Below are 19,219 nucleotides of genomic sequence, written 5' to 3' on the forward strand. Positions count from 1 at the left end.
GGGCTAGAGGCCACGCCCTGGCTGACCGTTAGTCGCTAGATCAGCGCTTCCGTGCGCAGCGTCGCCTCGATCTCTCCGAGGATGCGCGCCAGCCGTTCGGCCCACGCCGTCTCGCCGGCCTGGTCGGAGATCAGGTCCTGGCGGATCTCGATGCCCGAGTTCATCAGGCCGCGTGCCTCTCCATGCACGGGGATCGTGTAGTCGGTCTCGTCGCTGACCGCATAGGGCTCGTTGTCGCCGACCACGAGATCGCCCTCGGCGCGCAGATGCTTCAGCAGCAGCGGCGGCAGCATCGTGTCGCGGTGGTAGAGCGTGCCGATGTGCCAGGGTCGCGCGATGCCGGCGTAGATCGGCGTGAAGCTGTGCAGCGACACCAGCATCGTCGGCAGGCCCTGACGCGCGCGCGCGTCGATGATCTCGTCGATGCGTTTGTGATAAGGATCGAAGATCTGCGCGCGGCGCATCTCGGCGGCCTCGCGCGACAGGCCTTCATTGCCCGGCACCGTGGTGGCCTCGCTGATCAGCGGGATCGAGCTTGCGACATGCGGCGGACGGTTGCAGTCGATCACGAGCCGCGAATAGCGCTGCGCGATCAAATGCGCGTCGAGCCGCTCCGAGAGCCGGGTTGCGACGCCGGCGATGCCGATGTCCCAGGCGATGTGCCGCACGAGCTCGTCTTCGGGCAGGCCGAGATCGCCGAGCGGAGAGGGAATCAGCCTGCCGTAGTGGTCGCAGGTGAACAGGAACGGCGAGCGGCCGCCGGCATTGTGTTCAAGAACCGGTGAAGCGTCGGTGCTCGCGAGCAGGAACGATGGACCGCCTCCGTAATTCAAGGGCTTTTTTCCTCAACTTTGCCTATTCAGGCGGCATGCTGATCTGGAATTGGGCAGCTTTCTCTATAGATTATGCAGCCCGAAATCACGATGATTGTTTGAAGATGCCGCTGCTGACTATTCATCACAAGACCGTTTATCGCTACGCGCGCCCGGTGGCATTCGGCGAGCACCGCATCATGCTGCGCCCCCGTGACGGCCATGATCTGCGCGTGCTCGACAGCGCACTTGTGATCGATCCACAGCCGATGTCGCTGCGCTGGATCCACGATGTGTTCGGCAACAGCATGGCGATCGCCGCCTTCGACGAGCGCGCCGACACGCTGTCCTTCGTCTCGACCGCGACGGTGGAGCACAATCCGGCCGATACGTTCGCGCTGACGCCGGACGATCCCGCCTATTTCTGATCCGTTCCTCTACGACGATGAGGAATTCCCCGATCTGCAGCAGTTCATCACGCCGCAATATGGCGACCCGAACGGCGAGCTGTCGGCCTGGGCGCGGCGCTTCCTCGATGTCGAGGCGCCGACGCCGACTTTCAAGATCCTCAGCGGCATGACCCACGGCATCCGCGAGGCGTTCAGCTATCGCAAGCGCTACGAGCAGGGCACCCAGCATCCGCTCGACACGCTGCGCACGCAGTCCGGTACCTGCCGCGACTATGCGCTGTTCATGATCGAGGCGCTGCGCCGGCTCGGCGTCGCCGCGCGCTTCGTCTCCGGCTATCTCGCGATGCCGCCCGGCAGCGCGCACGGCTATGTCGGCGGCGGCTCGACCCATGCCTGGGTGCAGGTCTATCTGCCGAGCGCGGGCTGGATCGAGTTCGATCCGACCAACGGCATCATCGGCACGCGCGATCTGATCCGCGTCGCGGTGGCGCGCGACCCGCGCCAGGCGATCCCGCTGCACGGCGTCTATCTCGGCGCGGCGGACGCCTTTCTCGGCATGGATGTCGACATCAAGGTGGTCTCGGTCGGCGAGAACGCGGAGCAGGAGACGGCCTGACGATGCAGATCAAGGTCGGCTTCGAGATCACCTACACGGCGGCGCAGCCGACCCCGATGGTGATCATGCTGTCGATCCATCCGTCGCGCTACGCCGACATCGTCGGCACCGAGCGCCTTTCGACCGAACCGGACGTGCCGATCGGCCTCTATCGCGACGGCTTTGGCAATGTCTGCGGGCGGCTCGTTGCCCCCAGCGGTGGCGTCACCTTCCGCGGCAGCGCGCTGGTGCGCGATTCCGGACTGCCTGACATCGTCAATCCGGCTGGACAGCAGCTGCCGGTCGAGCAATTGCCGGACGACATGCTGCTCTATCTGATGCCGAGCCGCTATTGCGAGACCGACAAGCTGACCGATGTCGCCTGGTCGCTGTTCGGCAACACACCGCAGGGCTGGGCGCGGGTGCAGGCGATCACCGATTTCGTGCACCACCACGTGACGTTCGGCTATCAGCACGCCCATCACATGAAGTCGGCGCACGACGTCTATGAAAGCCGCGCCGGCGTCTGCCGCGACTTCGCGCATCTGGCGCTCACCTTCTGCCGCTGCATGGGCATTCCGGCACGCTACTGCACCGGCTATCTCGGCGACATCGGCGTGCCGCCGGACCCGGCGCCGATGGATTTCTCCGGCTGGTTCGAGGTCTATCTGTCGGGCCAGTGGTACACCTTCGATGCCCGCCACAACACGCCGCGGATCGGCCGCATCCTGATGGCGACCGGCCGCGACGCCGCCGACGTCGCCCTCACCACGAGCTTCGGCCGCATGACGCTGACGAAGTTCGTCGTGGTGACGGACGAGGTGGCGGCGGCCTAGCGTCCCCGGGATTTTCTGTCATTCCGGGATGGTGCGTTAGCACCAGACCCGGAATCTCGAGATTCCGGGTCTGGTCCTTCGGACCATCCCGGAATGACAACTGAACCTATGACCTCCGATATTCTTTTCGTCTACGGCACGCTGATGCGCGGCTTCGACCATCCGATGGCGAAGCTGCTCGCGGGCAATGCCGAATTCCTCGGGCCGGCGCAGTGCCGCGGCCGGCTCTATCTGGTGAAGCATTATCCGGGCCTCGTGGTGTCGGATGATCCGGCCGACATCGTGCATGGTGAGCTGTTCCGCTTGCGGGAGCGTGAGGCCATGCTGCGTGAATTCGACATGTACGAAGCCTGCGGCGAAGGCTTTCCGCCGCCGACCGAATATGTCCGCGAGATGCTTGCCGTCACGCTCGCCGACGGCAGCGTGAGCGAGGCGTGGACCTATCTCTACAACTGGCCGGTCACCGAGCTGCCGCGGATCGCGTCAGGAAAATTCCTCGAGCATTAGCGCTCGGACGTACCGCATGTTTCGTCATGCCCGGGCTTGACCCGGGCATCCATCTCACTTCGCAATAGTCATTCTTTTGATGGATTGCCGGGTCATAGGCTAGCGGAAGCGACGCCGTCATTCTGACGGCTGTGCCGGCCACCACGAAAGAGAAGTCAATCCTCCCGCACCACGCGGATGTCGACCTCGCGCTCGACATAGCTCCATTCCTCGGTCGCGCGCAGCATGCCGACCAGTTCGTCGAACAAGGTGACGTGGTCGGGGGCGAATTCGAACCAGGTCAGGAAGTCGAAGGGCATGCCGAGGTCGCGCGAATGAAACAGCTGGCGGGCGATTGCGGGGAGGAATTTCAGGGTGCCTTCGATGTGGTGCGACTTGTCCTCGAAGATCTTGCGGCGCTCCTCCTGCGTGAGCTCCCACCACGCCGCGGATTTCCGGATCGGGATCAGCGCCGCGTGCGTTGCCTCGCTGCGGCCGAGCCCGGCCTGCACGGCCAAGAGCTTCTCGCGCTCCTCCTTCTCGGTGTAGCGCAGATGGCTGGCGACGCCGGCGAGCCGCCAGGAGGTCTGCGCCGGCAGCAGCGGCAGCGCGATCGACTCGCTCGCAACGATCGACAACGCCGCGACCTTCGGCAGCGTCTCGCCCTTCACCCGCGTGATGGACGTGACCTGCCAGCCGCCGCTCTGTCCGCCTCTGAATGTCGTGAACATGGCCTATCCAATCCCGGAAGCGGGGAGGGGCAAGCTTGCCGCACAGGCTCTCCACCGTGGATTTGGGGGTAGCCCGCTCGACGGAGCCGTGACGGGCCAGACCTGTGAATAGCCCGGAAAAGCCCCACATTGTTCGGCATGGCGGGCCGTGCCGCTATATGGCTAACCGGTTGTCCGCGATTCGCCGCCCGAGCCCAAAATCCTGACTGATGCGTTTCACGCCCGAATTCCTCGATGAGCTGCGCGCCCGGCTTCCGGTCTCGGAAGTCGTGGGCAGGCGCGTCAAGCTCAAGAAGGCCGGCCGGGAGTGGAAGGGGCTGTCGCCGTTCCAGCAGGAGAAGACGCCGTCGTTCTTCGTCAACGACCAGAAGCAGGCCTGGTTCGACTTCTCGTCCGGGCTGAACGGCAATATCTTCGACTTCCTGATGAAGACGGAGGGCGTGACTTTCCCCGAGGCGGTGGAGCGTCTCGCCGCGATGGCGGGTGTCCCGCTGCCGGCGGTAACGCCCGACGCCGCGCGGCACGAGCAGCACCGCCGCACCCTGCACGACGTGATGGAACTGGCGACCAAGTTCTTCGCCGACACGCTGGCCTCGCGCGGCGGCGCCAAGGCGCGCGGCTACCTCGCCGACCGCGCCATCTCGCCGGCGACCCAGCTCCAGTTCCGGATGGGCTATGCGCCGCCGGATCGCTTCGCGCTGAAGGAGCATCTCGGCGCACTAGGTATCTCCACCGACGACATGGTGGAGGCCGGGCTTCTGGTGTCCGGCGAGGACAAGCCGGTGCCGTTCGATCGCTTCCGCGACCGCGTCATGTTCCCGATCACGGATGCCCGCGGCCGCGTCATCGCCTTCGGCGGGCGTGCGCTGGAGAAGGACGTTCCGGCAAAGTACCTGAACTCGCCGGAAACCACGCTGTTTCACAAGGGCGACAATCTCTACAATCTGTTCACCGCGCGGCAGGCCGCGCACGACGGCGCGCAGCTGATCGTCGTCGAGGGCTATGTCGACGTCATCGCCATGGTCACGTCGGGCTTTCCCGGCGCCGTCGCGCCGCTCGGCACCGCCCTGACCGAGAACCAGCTCGGCCTGCTCTGGAAGATGGTCGACGAGCCGATCCTCTGCTTCGACGGCGACCGCGCCGGCCAGAAGGCGGCTTATCGTGCTGCCGACCTTGCATTGCCGCAGCTCAAGCCGGGCAAGAGCCTGCGGATTGCGCTGCTGCCGGAAGGGCAGGACCCCGACGATCTTGCCCGCTCCGGCGGCCGCGGCGCGATCGAGGACGTGATCTCGGCCGCGCGTCCGCTCGCCGAAATGATCTGGTCGCGCGAGATCGAGGGCGGCAATTTCGATACGCCCGAGCGCCGCGCCGCGCTGGAGGCGCGGATCGGCGAGCTCACCAATGGCATCCGCGACGAGGTGGTGCGCCGCTATTACCGGCAGGACCTGCAGGAGCGGCTGCAGCGCAATTTTGCGCCCGAGGGCGGACGCGGCGGTTATGGCCGCGGCGGCTACGGAAGGGGCAATTTCGGCGGCGGCCGCGGCGGCGAATCACCCCGCCAGTTTGTCCCCCGGGGACCTGCCCAAAACGGCCGACAGGGAGGCCCGCAGGGCGGCCGGTTCGGTGCCACCCCCGGGATTTCACGGGGTCCCTATCAGGCCGCCAGCCCCCAATTGGCCAACAGCCCGATCATGCGCGGCCAGCGCAGCGCGGTCTCCCGCCGCGAGGCCCTGATCCTGCAATCGCTGATCAACCACCCCTGGCTGCTGCACGACCATCTCGAGGAGGTGGCGGCGCTGGAGCTCGGCCATCCCGAGGCCCACAAGCTCAGGGCCGCCATCATCGCCGCCTTTGCCCACGACCATCACCATTCCCCTGACGCCGAGGAGCAGGCCGAGAAGATGCGGGCCGACCTGGAAGCAGGCGGATTATCCCCTATTCTTCAAAGGGTTGAGCGGGCGATCACAACCCAGGCGGTGTGGGGTGCGCAGATCGGCGCGGCGCGCGAGGATGTTTTATCAACCTGGCGTCAACTCGTTGCCTTGCATCAGAAAACCCACGCCTTACTTAGGGAAAGAAAAGATGCGGAAGCGGCTTTGGCTGAAGACTCCAGCGAAGCCAATCTGGCATGGTTGCAGGATATCCAGGCCCGGATGGCAGAAGCCGACGGGACCGAAGCCCTGATTGAAGGGTTCGGCGAATTATCGGGCCGGTTCCAGCGTAATGTCTGATAACAAAAATGCTGCGGACGGCGCTGGCCGAACCCGCAAAAAGACTCGCCAAATCCATGGTTTGGCTGCAAAAACAGGGTTAAGCGAAACTTAATAGCCTCGCGGCTATTTCAAGATGGAAACCGTCGAGACGGATGACAGGGGTGGCGAGATATTGCGCCGCCCTTTGTGCGTCGAGAGAGTAAATCTAGATTTCGTGCGGATGCGCGTGCGTGGCGCCATTTTGCATGACCGCGTTTCGGGAGCTTAGTGAATGGCCACCAAGGCAAAGACGCTGCAGGTTAAGGACAAGGAAAAAGACGACAAGGCAGCGGATGCTCCTGAGAAGGATGCCGCTGACGCGCCGTCGCCGTTGCTCGACCTGTCGGATGCCGCGGTGAAGAAGATGATCAAGCAGGCCAAGAAGCGCGGCTTCGTGACCTTCGATCAGCTCAACGAAGTGCTGCCCTCCGATACGACGTCGCCCGAACAGATCGAAGACATCATGTCGATGCTGTCAGACATGGGCATCAACGTCACCGAGGCCGACGACAGCGAAGGCGAGGACGAGAAGGACGACGGCGACGACGAGACCGATAACGAGCTCGTCGAGGTCACGCAGAAGGCCGTCACCGAGGTCAAGAAGTCGGAGCCCGGCGAGCGCACCGACGATCCCGTGCGCATGTATCTGCGCGAGATGGGCACCGTCGAGTTGCTGTCGCGCGAAGGCGAAATCGCGATTGCAAAACGCATCGAGGCCGGCCGCGAGGCGATGATCGCGGGCCTCTGCGAAAGCCCGCTGACCTTCCAGGCCATCATCATCTGGCGCGACGAGCTCAACGAAGGAAAGATCTTCCTCCGCGACATCATCGATCTCGAAGCCACCTATGCCGGCCCCGAGTCCAAGGGCGGCATCAATCCGAACCTGATCGGCAACAACGGCGCCGAGGGCGCCGCCGCTGAGGGCAATGGCGGCGACGCGCAGGCCGGTGCGCCGGCCCACGTCGCGCCGCCGGCAGCGCCGCCGTCGCCGACCCCGTTCCGCGCCGCGCCCGCCGGTGGCGAAGCCGCCACCGAGGAGAAGGATCCCGCCGAGGCCGCCGCCGAAGGCGACATGGACGACGACGAGTTCGAGAACCAGATGTCGCTCGCCGCCATCGAGGCCGAGCTGAAGCCGAAGGTGGTCGAGACCTTCGACAAGATCGCGTCCGAGTACAAGAAGCTGCGCCGCCTGCAGGAGCAGGACATCGCCAACCAGCTGCAGAGCGAGTCGCTGTCGCCCTCGCAGGAGCGCAAGTACAAGAAGCTGAAGGACGAGATCATCGTCGAGGTGAAGTCGCTGCGCCTCAACCAGGCCCGCATCGATTCGCTGGTCGAGCAGCTCTACGACATCAACAAGAAGCTGGTCTCGTTCGAGGGCCGCCTGCTGCGCCTCGGCGACAGCCACGGCGTCGCGCGCGAGGACTTCCTGCGCAACTACCAGGGCTCCGAGCTCGACCCCCGCTGGCTCAACCGCGTCTCCAAGCTGTCGGCCAAGGGCTGGAAGAACTTCGTCCATCACGAGAAGGACCGCATCAAGGACCTGCGCCACGAGATCCAGTCGCTGGCGGCGCTCACCGGGCTCGAGATCGGCGAATTCCGCAAGATCGTGCACGGCGTGCAGAAGGGCGAGCGCGAGGCCCGTCAGGCCAAGAAGGAGATGGTGGAAGCCAACCTCCGGCTCGTGATCTCGATCGCCAAGAAGTACACCAACCGCGGCCTGCAGTTCCTCGACCTGATCCAGGAAGGCAATATCGGCCTGATGAAGGCGGTCGATAAGTTCGAATATCGCCGCGGCTACAAGTTCTCAACCTACGCCACCTGGTGGATCCGGCAGGCGATCACCCGTTCGATCGCCGACCAGGCCCGCACCATCCGCATCCCCGTGCACATGATCGAGACGATCAACAAGATCGTCCGCACCTCGCGCCAGATGCTGAACGAGATCGGCCGCGAGCCGACCCCGGAAGAGCTCGCCGAGAAGCTCGGCATGCCGCTCGAGAAGGTGCGCAAGGTCCTCAAGATCGCCAAGGAGCCGCTGTCGCTCGAAACGCCTGTGGGCGATGAAGAGGATTCGCATCTCGGCGATTTCATCGAGGACAAGAACGCGATCCTGCCGATCGACGCTGCGATCCAGTCCAACCTGCGCGAGACCACGACGCGCGTGCTGGCCTCGCTCACCCCGCGCGAGGAGCGCGTGCTGCGCATGCGCTTCGGCATCGGCATGAACACCGACCACACGCTGGAAGAAGTCGGCCAGCAGTTCTCGGTCACCCGCGAGCGCATCCGCCAGATCGAAGCCAAGGCGCTGCGCAAGCTGAAGCACCCGTCGCGGTCGCGGAAGCTGCGGAGCTTCCTGGACAACTGAATATTTCCGATCGTCATTGCCGGGCTCGGACCCGGCAATCCATCGAAACAACAACGGCGGGCCTGGGCCCGCCGTTTTCATTTTGATCCGTCTCCGACGTCATTGCGAGGAGATTGCTTCGCTACGCTCGCAATGACGTGGATAGAGTTGTGTGGACGCCGCTACTTCTTCTTCGCGCCGACGCGCTCGATGGATTTGATCTCGAGCGGCGGGCGGCCGCCCTTTTCGGCGATCTCGCGGTCCTGCTCGCGCAGGAAGGCGCGCACCGGCTCGTCGCCGTCGAGCCCGCCAATGAGCTCCGACGGCACGCGGCGGTTGGAGCGCTGCGAGCCGTCTTCATAGAAGACGTTGAAGAAGGCGAATTCGCCTTTGGGATTGGTCCCGGGTTTTTTCGGCATGCGCGGCTTGTCCTCGATCGGGGCGCCGCTGTCAAAGCAAATCGCCTGCACCCGCGCGCCGGTCTGCCCTGCGCGATGGGGTTGCGTGCGGCCCTTGCGCAACGTCGGGCGCAGTTCGGCCCGGCATACGCTCGCGGCGCCCGCCCGGTCACATCAACGACATATACGGCTCAGCCCTCGAACAGCACGAACGCCGCCCACACGCTGGCGTCGCCCGCGCCCGCGACCTTGCCGTCGCGCGCATCGCGCCTCGTCTGGCGCAGCGCATCGGAATAGGTCAGGCCCTCCGCGAGGTGCTCGTAGAAGCGCACAGTGAAGGTCGCGGTGCCCTCGTCGGCGACCGGCCACAGCGTCAGCAGCGCGCGGCGCGCGCCGGCGATGCCGAGCGCGGTCGGCAGGCCGCGTAGGCCGCTGACGAAGCTCTCGTCGCCGCGGCCGGTCTCGCAGGCCGACAGCACCAGGAGGTCGAGCCCGGACAGGTCCCAGTCCATCAATTCGAAGGCATAGAGATAGCCGTCGTTCTCGTCGCGCAGCGGAAATCGGCTGTCGCCGGCGCCGGACAGCACGATGCCGCTCTGCCACAGCGTGTCGAGGCCGGATGCCGTGCCGTCGCGATAGAAGCCGTGTGTCGCCAGATGCGCGATGCGCGCCTTGCCGATCGCCGCGCGCAGCGTACCTTCGCTGACGCCGCGTCCGGTCAGCATCTCGACCGGCGCGCCGCGCGCGCGGGCGAGTTTTGCGATCGCCTCGATCTCGGTCCGGGTCGCGGGCAGCAGCATCGGCCCCGGCTCGCCGTATTCGATGCCGCCGGCGAGCAGCATCGCGCCCCGCTGATCGAGCGTCTCGCGCGCATGGATCGCGATCAGCGCATCGGGGCTGGTCAGCATCCGGATCGTGAACTTGTCCTCCTGCAGGCCGCCGCCACTGCCAGGCAGCAGCGCGAACGGCACGGCGAACAGGAAGCCGTCAGGCACGACATAGAGCGTGGTCTTGTCCTTCAGCAGCGGCTCCAGCGGCGCGAACAGCCGCGCCCGGAGGTTCTGGAAGCGGCCCTTGACGTCGGGCGCGTCAGCGTCGGGATCAGGCGCGGTGGCCCGCGTCGCCCGCAGCCGCGCGATCTCGGTGCGCACGCCGGTGTCGACCATCCGGCCAGGATCGCCGAGATCGACCACGCGCGCCTCGCTCGTTGCGGTCTCGACGATCGCGTAGAGCACGGTCGCCGCCAGCGGCGCATTCGCCTGGCGATCCGCCTTCCATTGCCGGGTGATGAAATAGTTGACGACGGCTTCCTGCGCCGCGAGCAGCTGTGACGGACGGATCGGGTCTTGCGGCAGCTTCATGCCGATCGCATCGAGCCGCTTCTGCAGCGCCTTCTCGGCGGCGTCCTGCCGCCCCCACACCGACCTCGCCCAGTCGTCGATATTGCCCGACGAGAACAGCTCCTGTTTCTCGCCGTTGAGCCGGAGCGCCGTCCGCAGCAGCGTCGCGGTCTCCTCGTCCTTGCCGGCGACCTCCGTCTCGAGCTGGCGCAGCGCCGTGGCGTCGGCGCCGCCGAGCGTCTTCCAGCGCAGCACGGCGGCGGCAAAGGCCGGCTGCGCCACGGCGGAGCCGGCGCCGGTGGCGAAGCGGCCGAACGCGAACAAGAGATGGTCGGCATGGGCGCGGATCGCTTCGGCGACGGCGCGATCGCCCGATGTGCCGACCTCGCGCTTCATCCAGTCGAACATCTCGCGGTCGAGCGCGGCGAAGGCCTGCACCGCGCGGCTCGGATCATCAGCGATCAGGGCGGTCGCGATGCCGAGCTTGATCTCGAAGCTGATCGGATGCTGCGCGGTGAAGGCGCGGGTCGAGATCGCCAGCGCGGTCTCGCGCAGCCGCATCCCCTTGTCCCGCTCGCGGCGCTGCTCGCGTTGGCCGGCAGCCAGCACCGCGGATTTGATGCGCAGGAAATCCGCATAATTCGCCTCATTGGCGACGATCGCCTCCAGCCGCCCCAGATCGGCCGGCGCGATCGCGGCATCGCCGGCGGCAAGCATGTCGGTGTAGAACAGCCAGGCGTCGGCCTGTCCGGCAAAGCTCGGATCCTTCGGCGCCATCGCGGCCGCGATCGCTCGGTGGCGGCGGAAGTAGCGGCGGGCGTCGTCGAAGCGGCCGAGATTGAGGAAATCCTGGCCGGCGTTGTTGACCGTCACCAGCGTGTTGAGATGGTTCTCGCCATAATGTTTGGCGCGCTTCTCGATCGCGAACAGATCGAGCTCGAGCGCCTTTGCCGGCGCGCCGGTCTCGCGCAGCATGTCGGCATAATTGTTGGCGAGCTTCCAGGTGGTGCGATGGTCGGGCCCCAGCGCCTTCTCCGCGCGTTCGAAATTGTGCCGGCCCAAATTGGTCGCCGACGCCGCCGAGCCGTTGGCGGACAGCGCAACCGCGAGCTTGTCGCTCGCGATCAGCGATTCCTCGGAGCCTTCGCCCCAATAGGCGTTGAACGCCGCGATCGCCTTCATGTAGAGCGGAACGGCCTCGGCGATCCTGGCGTGGTCGGACAGCAGGATCGCGTACATCAGCAGCACGTCGGCATTGCCGGGCGGCCGTTGCGCCGCCGCCTTGCTCTGGAACGCGCGCACGAACAGTTTTTCGGCGAGATCGTCGCGCTTGACCGCGCGCAGCGTCGTGGTCGCGTCGAAATACTGCTCCATGACGAATTGGGCGTCGTCGAGCTTGTCTGCGGCATCCAGTGCTGCAAGCAGCTGTGCATAGCCCGCGTCGAACTTGCCGCCGCGCGTCAGCGCGATGGCGTTCTTCATTTGCGCGGCGATCGCCTGCGTGCTGCCGGCGCCTTGCGCCGGCGCGCGCTTGGCGGGGGCGTTCTGCGCGGCGGCACTGTCGATCGCTGCGCTCAAAACAGCGCCGAGCGCGAGCACGACACCGATCGATGCGGCGGCCCTGCGAGCGCGTGCGAAACCCAAGGGGAAGCCCAAGGGGAAGCCCAAGGCGATCGTCATCGGCAGCACATCCTCATCCCCAAACGCGTCATCGGATGGCGTCCCCGAATGACGGCGGCGTTGCAGCCGGCGTGCCTGGCTTTAGCGGCGCGGCTTTGCATGAACAAGACAGCGCGGCCGGCCGCCTGCCGGCGGAAGCAGCTTGTCCGGCCTGTGCTTCTTGGTCGCGGCCGGCGGCTTCGGCGTTCATGCGTCGCATCCTCAAATGCTGGCCGTGCGGTGCGTCGCTCGCCGACCGCCGCTTGCATGCCACCGGCAGTCAAGCCAACGGATGATGTTACCGCCGGTAGGCCGGCCGGCGCGCCGTGGCTGGCGGCGGAGCCGCGCAGCGCGCAAACGAACGACGGCCGAAAGCCGAGCTTTTCTGACCATCGTCACTTGCGTCATGCCGTCCGATTCGCGTATGAGGCGCATCCTTCTCTTTCTACAACCATCCTTCGAGAGTCGACCGCCGATGTCCCACGCCACAATCGACGCCAACAAGGCGCTCGTGCTCGCGCATTACGACGCCGTGACCAACCGCCACGATCCCGAGGCGATCCGCGCGCAGCTGGCGCCCGACTTCTTCGACCATGCGGTGGGCAAGCGGCTGAGCGCCGAGGACGTGATCGCGCATTCGGCCGCGATGCACGAGACCTTCGCCGACCTGTCGGCGGTGGCGGAATGCCTGGTGGCCGAGCGCGACATCGTCGCCGGCCGCTTCGTCTGGCGCGGCCGGCACCGCAGCCCATGGCGCGGCATTGCCCCAACCGGCCGCCACGTCGAATTCCGCGGCATGACGTTCTGGCGGATTCAGGACGGCAGGATTTCCGAGCGCTGGGCGGAGATCGATTTTGTGGACCTGGAGCGCCAGCTCAGGGATTGAGCTTCAGCTACGTGCCGATCGGTTGATGGATGCGCCGTGGTCATTCACCGTGCGAACATGGATTGAGGCGCGTAGCTGCGGCAGCGGTGGATGGAGCGTCGTGCCGACACTTTGACTGCCTCGTTTGCTCCATGGCATGATCGGCCAATCGAAGCAGGGGGATTTTTGCATGCTCAGGTGTCGTTTGGCGGTTGTGTTCGGCGCCTTGCTGCTTGCCACCCCCTCCTATGCCGCGCGCTGCGGTGGCAGTTTTCCGACCTTCGTCCAGTCGTTCTCGCAGGAGGCGGCGAGCGCCGGCATCCAGCAGGATGTGATCTCCGCGGCGCTCGGCGGCGTGCAGCAGGATGGCGGGGTGCTCGCCTTCGACCGGCGGCAGCGCTACACCTTCAACAAGACGTTCGAGCAGTATGTCGCAACCCGGGTCGGGCCCGGGCGCATCAATGGCGGCCGCGCGATGCTGCAGCGTCACGCCGCGCTGCTCTCGAAGATCGAGCAGCAATACGGCGTGCCGCGCCAGATCCTGGTCGCGATCTGGGGGCTGGAGACGGATTTCGGCAAGGGCGACATGGGTAAGCTGCCGGTGTTTCGCGTGCTCGCGACGCTGGCGCATGATTGCCGCCGCACCGACCTGTTCCAGGGCGAACTGCTCGCCGCGCTCAAGATCGTGCAGCGCGGCGATCTCCGTCTCAACGACATGATCGGCGCCTATGCCGGCGAGATCGGCCAGACCCAATTCCTGCCGTCGTCCTACATCAAGTACGGCGTCGATTTCGACGGCGACGGCCATGTCGACCTGCGCCACTCGGTCGCCGACGTGCTGGCCTCGACCGCGAACCTCCTGCACACCAGCGGCTTCAAGATGGGCGCGCCCTATGGCGAGGGCACCGCGAATTTCGAGGCGATGCGCGAGTGGAACAGGGCGGTGATCTATCGCAAGACCATCGGGTATTTTGCCGATCAGCTCGTGGGGCGGTGAAGGCGCGGCGGCCTTGTCCGTCATTGCGAGCGGAGCGAAGCAATCCATCTTTCGGCAAATGCGAGACGATGGATTGCTTCCATCGGGTCGCATCATGTGTTGAGAAATGAATTCCGGGCTCTCGCTTTGCGAGCCCCAGATGCGCAATTGCACATCGAGAATGACGAGTTGAGAGTGCGGGGCGTCCCATGGAAACCATCGGCAGCCAAAAAATCTGGTCGTTCTTCGACCGCCGCGGATGCCAGGTCGCGAAGAACGCGGCAGTGCGGGAGGGGCCGGGCCATCGCGTCGGCTCCTATCTCGAGCTCGCCACCAAGATCGCCGAGCTGCAATTCCTCAACCGCGATCATGTGCTGCTGTTTCGCGGCCAAGGCGCCGACTACAGGAACATCAAGCGCAACTCGTCGCTGAAGCCGACGCTGTTTCGCGGCGGCCGCGGCAATCCCGATCAGGCGACGCTGGTCGGGCGGTTCGATGCGCTGCAACGCGCCGAGCGGATCCTGATTGCCGAATACGCCAGGGAAAAGCTGCTCGGGCTCGAGCGGTTGAAGCGGCATCGCATCCTGCGCTGGTCGATCCTGCAGCATTACGAGGTCTGCACCACGCCGCTGCTCGACGTCACCCATTCGATCCGGATCGCCGCCTCCTTTGCCTCGCTGGCGGAGACCGGCACTGCCTTCCTCTATGTGCTCGGCGTGCCGAATCTGAGCGGCGCGATCACCGCGAGCGCCGAGGCCGGCCTGCAGATCGTGCGCCTCTCCAGCGTCTGCCCGCCGTCGGCGGTGCGCCCGCATATCCAGGAGGGCTATCTGCTCGGCGAGTATCCGGAGATGTCCGGCACCGAGCAGAAGGAAAACTACTTTCCCTACGAGATGGATTTCGGCCGGCGGCTGGTCGCCAAATTCTCGTTCGCGCCGGCGTCGTTCTGGAAGAACGACAATTTCCCGCAGGTCGCGAAGAGCGCGCTCTATCCATCGGAGCGGAGCGATCCGCTGTTCCGGCTGGCGCTCGGGGTGAAGAAGCAGCTGGGCGGGTAATCTCGTGTCGCGATGACGCGCAGGCGTGACTCGCAGGCATGGTATGACCCGCGGGCCGTGCAACATCCCCGGTGTCGTCCCGGGCTTGACCCGGAACCCATAACCACAAATGTCGGTTGTTGCATGACGCTGAGGCCCCGGCGTGCTCAACAATCCAATCCTGTGGTTATTGGGTGCCGGCTTTCGCCGGGACGACGGCTGAGTACGCAGGTTACTCCGCGCCATTGCGCTACTGGCTCGCCCTCGCGGCATCGCGCGCGATCCGCCGCGCCGCCGTCTTCTCCATCATCCGTTGCATCGTTTTCCAGTAGGTCGCCGGGCGGAAGCGTTGCAGCAGGTCCATGAAGTATGCGTCCTTGCCGATCAGGATGCGCGGCTGGTTCTTCTCGATGCCGGCGATGATGCGCTGCGCGGCCGCGGTCGGCGTGGTCCTGGCCAGCGCGTCGAAGCGCTCGATCGATTCGGCGCGGCGGGCATTGTCGGTGACGCCGGTGCCGGCGCGCGAGTTGCGCGCGATGCTGGTGGCGACGCCGCCCGGATGCACGACGGACAGACGCACCGGGCTGTTCGCCACCGCAAGCTCGTGACGCAGGCTTTCCGAGAAGCCGCGCACCGCGAACTTGGCCGCGCAATAGGCGCTCTGGCCGGGCGGGGCGATGATGCCGAAGATCGAGGAGATGTTGACGATATGCGCCTCGCGCTGCCGCGAGAGCTGCGGCAGGAAGGCGCGGGTGCCGTGCACCACGCCCCAGAAATTGATGTTGAACAGCCACTCCATCTGCGCCTGATCGATCTCGCCGAACTCGCCGAGCAGCGCGACGCCGGCATTGTTGACGACGATGTTGAGCGAAGGATGCGCCGCAACGGCGGCCTCCGCGAACGCCGTGATCTGGTCCGGCTCGCTGACGTCGAGGCGATGCACGGTGACCTTGCGCGGGCTCGCTTTCGCGATCTCCGCGGCGGCGGCCTGTAGGCCGGCCTCGTCGCGGTCGGCGATCGCCAGATCGCAGCCGCGCAGCGCCAGTTCATGCGCGAGCGCGCGGCCGATGCCGCTGGCGGCTCCGGTCACGGCAGCGGCGGATCCAGGGATCGCGGTCATGTCGGGTGGGCTCCATCTCAACGGGGGGGGAGGGGGCGGTTGCCATGCGGGAACACGGCGTTCCCACGCTTTTCTCAAATTGGAATTGAACCATCCAGTGATTTTCGGCTTTTAATCTATGTTAAGCGCTCGAACCGAAGCATTCAAACCAAGGGAGCCACACCCATGGGACAGTCAAAGCCCTATCGTGCGAAGGCCCTGGTGGTTGAGGACGACCCGATGCAGCGCGAGATGATCGGGCTGCTGCTGGAGGAGAGCGAGTTCGACGTCATCGCCTGCGAGAGCGCCGAGGCCGCCGAACTGGTGCTGCAGGGCAACGGCGACAACGTCGTGCTGCTGATGACCGACGTCGAATTGGCCGGAAACATGACCGGCATCGAGCTCGCTTATGCCGCGAAGAAACACAGACCCGATCTCGACGTCATCGTCACCTCGGGCAAGCCGCTGCGGCAGCGCCTGCCCGAGGGGGCCTTGTTCTGGGCCAAGCCCTGGGCGCCGCTGGACGTGATCCGGGTTGCCGAGATGAAGGCGTCGGAGCTTTCGCATCGCGGATGGCGCAGGTCGTCATAACGAGGTGTCGACGCCGGCGCCGGGCGGAGGCCCGGCAGCCGCTTCCGCCGTCCCCGTCGCCGTGATATTGGCGGACGATGTCCCGCCCGCCGAGGGTTTGAAGTGACGGATTTTAAGTGACGGATTTTAAGTGACCTGGTCCTTTCTGCTGACGTCGCTGATCGTGGTGGCCTCGCCCGGCACCGGCGTGCTCTATACGCTCGCGGTGGCGTTGACCCGGGGCGCGCGGGCGAGCGTGGCGGCGGCGTTCGGCTGCACGCTCGGGATCGTGCCGCAGATGATCGCGGCGATGCTCGGGCTCGCCGCCATTCTGCACACCAGCGCCGTGGCGTTCGCGGCGCTGAAATGGGGCGGCGTCGTCTATCTGCTCTACATGGCCTGGCAGGCGCTGCGCGAGCGCGGCGCGCTCGCCGTCGACACCGAGATCAAGCCGCGCTCGCGCCGGCGGGTGATCGTGACCGCGATCCTGATCAACATCCTCAATCCAAAGCTGTCGATCTTCTTCCTGGCCTTCCTGCCGCAGTTCATCGCGGTCGACGAGCCGCATCCGCTGGCGCGGATGGTCGAGCTCAGCGGTGTCTTCATGGCGATGACCTTTGCGGTGTTCGCGGTCTACGGGCTGTTCGCCGCCTCGGTGCGCGACCGCGTCATCACCCGGCCGAAGGTGATGGCCTGGCTGCGGCGAAGCTTTGCCGCGGGCTTTGCCCTGCTCGGCGCCAGGCTCGCCTTGGCGGAGCGCTGACGTCGCGGCCGTCAGGCCCTGACGCAGGCAATAAAAAGCAGGCGTTGCGCCTGCTGCCTTGCGCCCCGCCAGTTCGGGGCCGATCGATGTAGGGTGGTGAATTCGAGGTTGACGTCGCTGCGACTGGTCGTCCCGGTCCGGGTGCCCGGGCAGGGCAAGAGCCGCTACCCGGGCTGGAATTCGTTACTTCTTGGCGGCCTTCTTCTTGGTGGCCTTTTTCGCCTTCGCCTTCTTCGCCTTCTTCGCTTTCTTAGCCATAGTATCCTCTCAGGGTTTCATGGATTGAACGCGACTCCGAGGCATGCTTGGCGGAGGGCCAGCCTCGCAACATCCTCGATATCAAACTCAGCAGATTCGGAGGCTGCTGCCGCGTGCTGTCACGGCGCCGTCATCGTGTTATCCACAACTGTTACGCGTTTTCGCCAGCTTTTTCGCAAAGCGTTGCGCATGTCGCGCGTCGCGGCGTCGTCGTATCCGTCATGCTTAACGATGCGCGAACGGCGGATGCGCAGATCTTCATCAATTCAAAACCACAGCACGGATTGGCACGTTGTGGGTGACGCTCCGTTAAGCGGCGCGGCCGCATGCTGTTCCGTAAGACAACGGGGATTGTCATTTGAGGAAGCTCCCGGGGGGCATGATCCGGAAAAGTGCGAAGCGGTTTTCCGAAAAGATCATGCCAAAACAAGAATCTAACGCGCGATGATGATTCAGCCTGATCTCATCGCGCTTAGCGGCAGACGGTCATTTCAGGAGAGGCGAGGCCGATACGGCTCTCGAACAGGGGCGATGTTGAGCGTTCCGACGCTTTGGACGGTATTCATTATCAATTTTCTCGCGCTCGGGCTGATCTGGGCCTATGTCGCGCGCAGCTATCCTGCTTTCGGCGCGGCGCGGTTCTGGACCGCATCCGCCTTGGTCGCCTCCGCCGGCGCCAGCTGCGCGATGCTTCGCGTGATGCTGACCAACTCGCTGCTGCCGCTGCTCGCGGCCGGGACCTTGATGGTGTTCGCCGCCGGCCTTGCCGCGATGGGCATCGAGCGGTTCTACGACAAGCCCGCGACCTGGCGCGCCACGTTGCTGACCACGGCGCTGGCCTTCGCCGGTCTCGGCACCTTCATCTTCGCCTATGACAGCATGCCGATGCGCATCCTGGTCTACACCATTGCCCAGGTCATGCCGTTCGCGCTGACGCTGAAGCTGCTGCTGTCGTCCGAGAACGGCCGCGTCAGCCCCGGTGCCCGGCTCGCCGGCATCGTCGCCTCCGTGCTGATCGGCATCTATGCGCTGCGCGCCGTCGGCGCGCTGCTGCAGCCCGGCGAGTTCTCCTTCGTCCGCTTCTCTGCGGGGCAGTCGCTGGTGATCCTGCTGATGGTGTTCCTGTCGATGGCGCTCAATTTCGGCTTCCTGCTGATGGCGATCGACCGGCTGCGCAACGAGGTCGCCGACCTCGCGCTGCTCGACGATCTCACCGGCGTCGGCAACCGCCGCCATCTCCTGCAGAGGCTGACCGAGGAATGCGCGCGCTCCGACCGCAACGGCGAGGCGTTCGCGCTGCTGGTGATCGACCTCGACGGCTTCAAGGGCATCAACGACACCCATGGCCACGCCGCCGGCGACGCCTGCCTGCAGCATTTCACGCTGATGGCGCAGACGCGGCTCCGCCCGGGCGACATGCTGGCCCGCACCGGCGGCGACGAGTTCTGCATCGTGTTGCCGTCCTCGACGCTGCGCGAAGGCGCGATGATCGCGCGCCGCGTGCTCGAGGTCTGCCGCGCCGATGCCGAGCAGTGCACCGGCAGGGACATTCCGATCGCGGTCTCGATCGGCGTCGCGCAATGGACCCGCGAGATCGGCCTGCATCCCGATCGCCTGGTCGCCGCCGCCGACCACGCGCTCTACGATGCCAAGAAGGGCGGCAAGAACGGCTATGCGACCTACGAGCCGAAGCTGCCCGAGATGGTCGAGGCGAGCCTGCGCAAGCGCGCCTGAGCGTGCTAAAGCATGATCCGGAAAAGTGCGAAGCGGTTTTCCCTCGCGACAAAC

15 protein-coding genes and 1 pseudogene are annotated in these 19,219 nt (G+C 65.6%); 11 read left to right on the forward strand and 5 right to left on the reverse strand.

Annotated features, from left to right (window positions below; translation table 11 throughout):
* Positions 1 to 35: 35 nt before the first annotated feature.
* Positions 36 to 833, reverse strand: coding sequence for an N-formylglutamate amidohydrolase (locus tag ACSKB9_RS31130; protein WP_438077888.1), 798 nt, complete (start codon positions 831 to 833; stop codon positions 36 to 38).
* A 104-nt stretch (positions 834 to 937) separates the two neighbouring features.
* On the opposite strand from ACSKB9_RS31130, the pseudogene ACSKB9_RS31135 reads away from it, so the two are divergent.
* From ACSKB9_RS31135 to ACSKB9_RS31145, 3 genes and pseudogenes are all read left to right on the forward strand, one after another.
* Positions 938 to 1,838, forward strand: a pseudogene (locus ACSKB9_RS31135) (transglutaminase family protein).
* A 2-nt stretch (positions 1,839 to 1,840) separates the two neighbouring features.
* On the forward strand, positions 1,841 to 2,653 hold the full coding sequence (locus tag ACSKB9_RS31140) for a transglutaminase-like domain-containing protein (protein ID WP_229193082.1): 813 nt from the start codon (positions 1,841 to 1,843) through the stop codon (positions 2,651 to 2,653).
* A 108-nt stretch (positions 2,654 to 2,761) separates the two neighbouring features.
* A complete protein-coding gene (locus ACSKB9_RS31145; RefSeq protein ID WP_057018063.1) occupies positions 2,762 to 3,160 on the forward strand; it encodes a gamma-glutamylcyclotransferase family protein in 399 nt (132 codons plus the stop codon).
* A gap of 155 nt (positions 3,161 to 3,315) precedes the next feature.
* Here ACSKB9_RS31145 and ACSKB9_RS31150 read toward each other — a convergent pair whose 3' ends face one another.
* On the reverse strand, positions 3,316 to 3,870 hold the full coding sequence (locus tag ACSKB9_RS31150; protein WP_076827947.1) for a chlorite dismutase family protein: 555 nt from the start codon (positions 3,868 to 3,870) through the stop codon (positions 3,316 to 3,318).
* 209 nt (positions 3,871 to 4,079) lie between these two features.
* Between ACSKB9_RS31150 and dnaG the strand changes: the two genes are divergently transcribed.
* On the forward strand, positions 4,080 to 6,101 hold the full coding sequence (gene dnaG / locus ACSKB9_RS31155; RefSeq protein ID WP_438077890.1) for a DNA primase: 2,022 nt from the start codon (positions 4,080 to 4,082) through the stop codon (positions 6,099 to 6,101).
* Between the two features lie 253 nt (positions 6,102 to 6,354).
* Positions 6,355 to 8,487 (forward strand): RNA polymerase sigma factor RpoD, encoded by a 2,133-nt coding sequence (gene rpoD, locus ACSKB9_RS31160; protein ID WP_057018061.1) that lies wholly within the window; start codon positions 6,355 to 6,357, stop codon positions 8,485 to 8,487.
* Between the two features lie 161 nt (positions 8,488 to 8,648).
* Here the strand turns inward: rpoD and ACSKB9_RS31165 are convergent, their stop codons facing one another.
* Entirely contained in the window at positions 8,649 to 8,885 is a 237-nt protein-coding gene (locus ACSKB9_RS31165; RefSeq protein WP_026192271.1) for a hypothetical protein, read from the reverse strand.
* A gap of 170 nt (positions 8,886 to 9,055) precedes the next feature.
* Positions 9,056 to 11,884: a CHAT domain-containing protein gene (locus ACSKB9_RS31170; RefSeq protein WP_438077893.1), complete on the reverse strand. Its 2,829-nt coding sequence runs from the start codon at positions 11,882 to 11,884 to the stop codon at positions 9,056 to 9,058.
* Between the two features lie 454 nt (positions 11,885 to 12,338).
* On the opposite strand from ACSKB9_RS31170, the gene ACSKB9_RS31175 reads away from it, so the two are divergent.
* The 3 genes from ACSKB9_RS31175 to ACSKB9_RS31185 all read left to right on the forward strand — a co-directional run bounded on the left by ACSKB9_RS31175 (position 12,339) and on the right by ACSKB9_RS31185 (position 14,762).
* The gene (locus ACSKB9_RS31175; RefSeq protein ID WP_438077895.1) at positions 12,339 to 12,749 is read left to right on the forward strand and encodes an ester cyclase; all 411 of its coding nucleotides are present in this window, start codon (positions 12,339 to 12,341) and stop codon (positions 12,747 to 12,749) included.
* Between the two features lie 169 nt (positions 12,750 to 12,918).
* Positions 12,919 to 13,725, forward strand: coding sequence for a lytic murein transglycosylase (locus ACSKB9_RS31180; protein ID WP_076827939.1), 807 nt, complete (start codon positions 12,919 to 12,921; stop codon positions 13,723 to 13,725).
* Positions 13,726 to 13,913: 188 nt separating this feature from the next.
* Positions 13,914 to 14,762, forward strand: coding sequence for an FRG domain-containing protein (locus ACSKB9_RS31185; protein ID WP_438077897.1), 849 nt, complete (start codon positions 13,914 to 13,916; stop codon positions 14,760 to 14,762).
* Between the two features lie 229 nt (positions 14,763 to 14,991).
* Here ACSKB9_RS31185 and ACSKB9_RS31190 read toward each other — a convergent pair whose 3' ends face one another.
* Positions 14,992 to 15,861 (reverse strand): SDR family NAD(P)-dependent oxidoreductase, encoded by an 870-nt coding sequence (locus ACSKB9_RS31190; RefSeq protein ID WP_438077899.1) that lies wholly within the window; start codon positions 15,859 to 15,861, stop codon positions 14,992 to 14,994.
* Between the two features lie 165 nt (positions 15,862 to 16,026).
* Between ACSKB9_RS31190 and ACSKB9_RS31195 the strand changes: the two genes are divergently transcribed.
* The 3 genes from ACSKB9_RS31195 (at position 16,027) to ACSKB9_RS31205 (ending at position 19,165) form a co-directional block, all read left to right on the forward strand.
* Positions 16,027 to 16,431 carry a response regulator gene (locus ACSKB9_RS31195; protein ID WP_438077901.1) on the forward strand — a complete coding sequence of 135 codons (405 nt, stop codon included), beginning with the start codon at positions 16,027 to 16,029 and terminating at the stop codon, positions 16,429 to 16,431.
* Positions 16,432 to 16,561: 130 nt separating this feature from the next.
* A complete protein-coding gene (locus tag ACSKB9_RS31200; RefSeq protein ID WP_038386831.1) occupies positions 16,562 to 17,173 on the forward strand; it encodes a LysE family translocator in 612 nt (203 codons plus the stop codon).
* A gap of 789 nt (positions 17,174 to 17,962) precedes the next feature.
* Positions 17,963 to 19,165, forward strand: a complete 1,203-nt coding sequence (locus ACSKB9_RS31205; protein WP_438077903.1) for a GGDEF domain-containing protein — start codon at positions 17,963 to 17,965, stop codon at positions 19,163 to 19,165.
* Positions 19,166 to 19,219: the final 54 nt, after the last annotated feature.

The organism is Bradyrhizobium sp. BR 1433 (genome assembly GCF_051547665.1).
Taxonomy (GTDB): domain Bacteria; phylum Pseudomonadota; class Alphaproteobacteria; order Rhizobiales; family Xanthobacteraceae; genus Bradyrhizobium; species Bradyrhizobium australafricanum.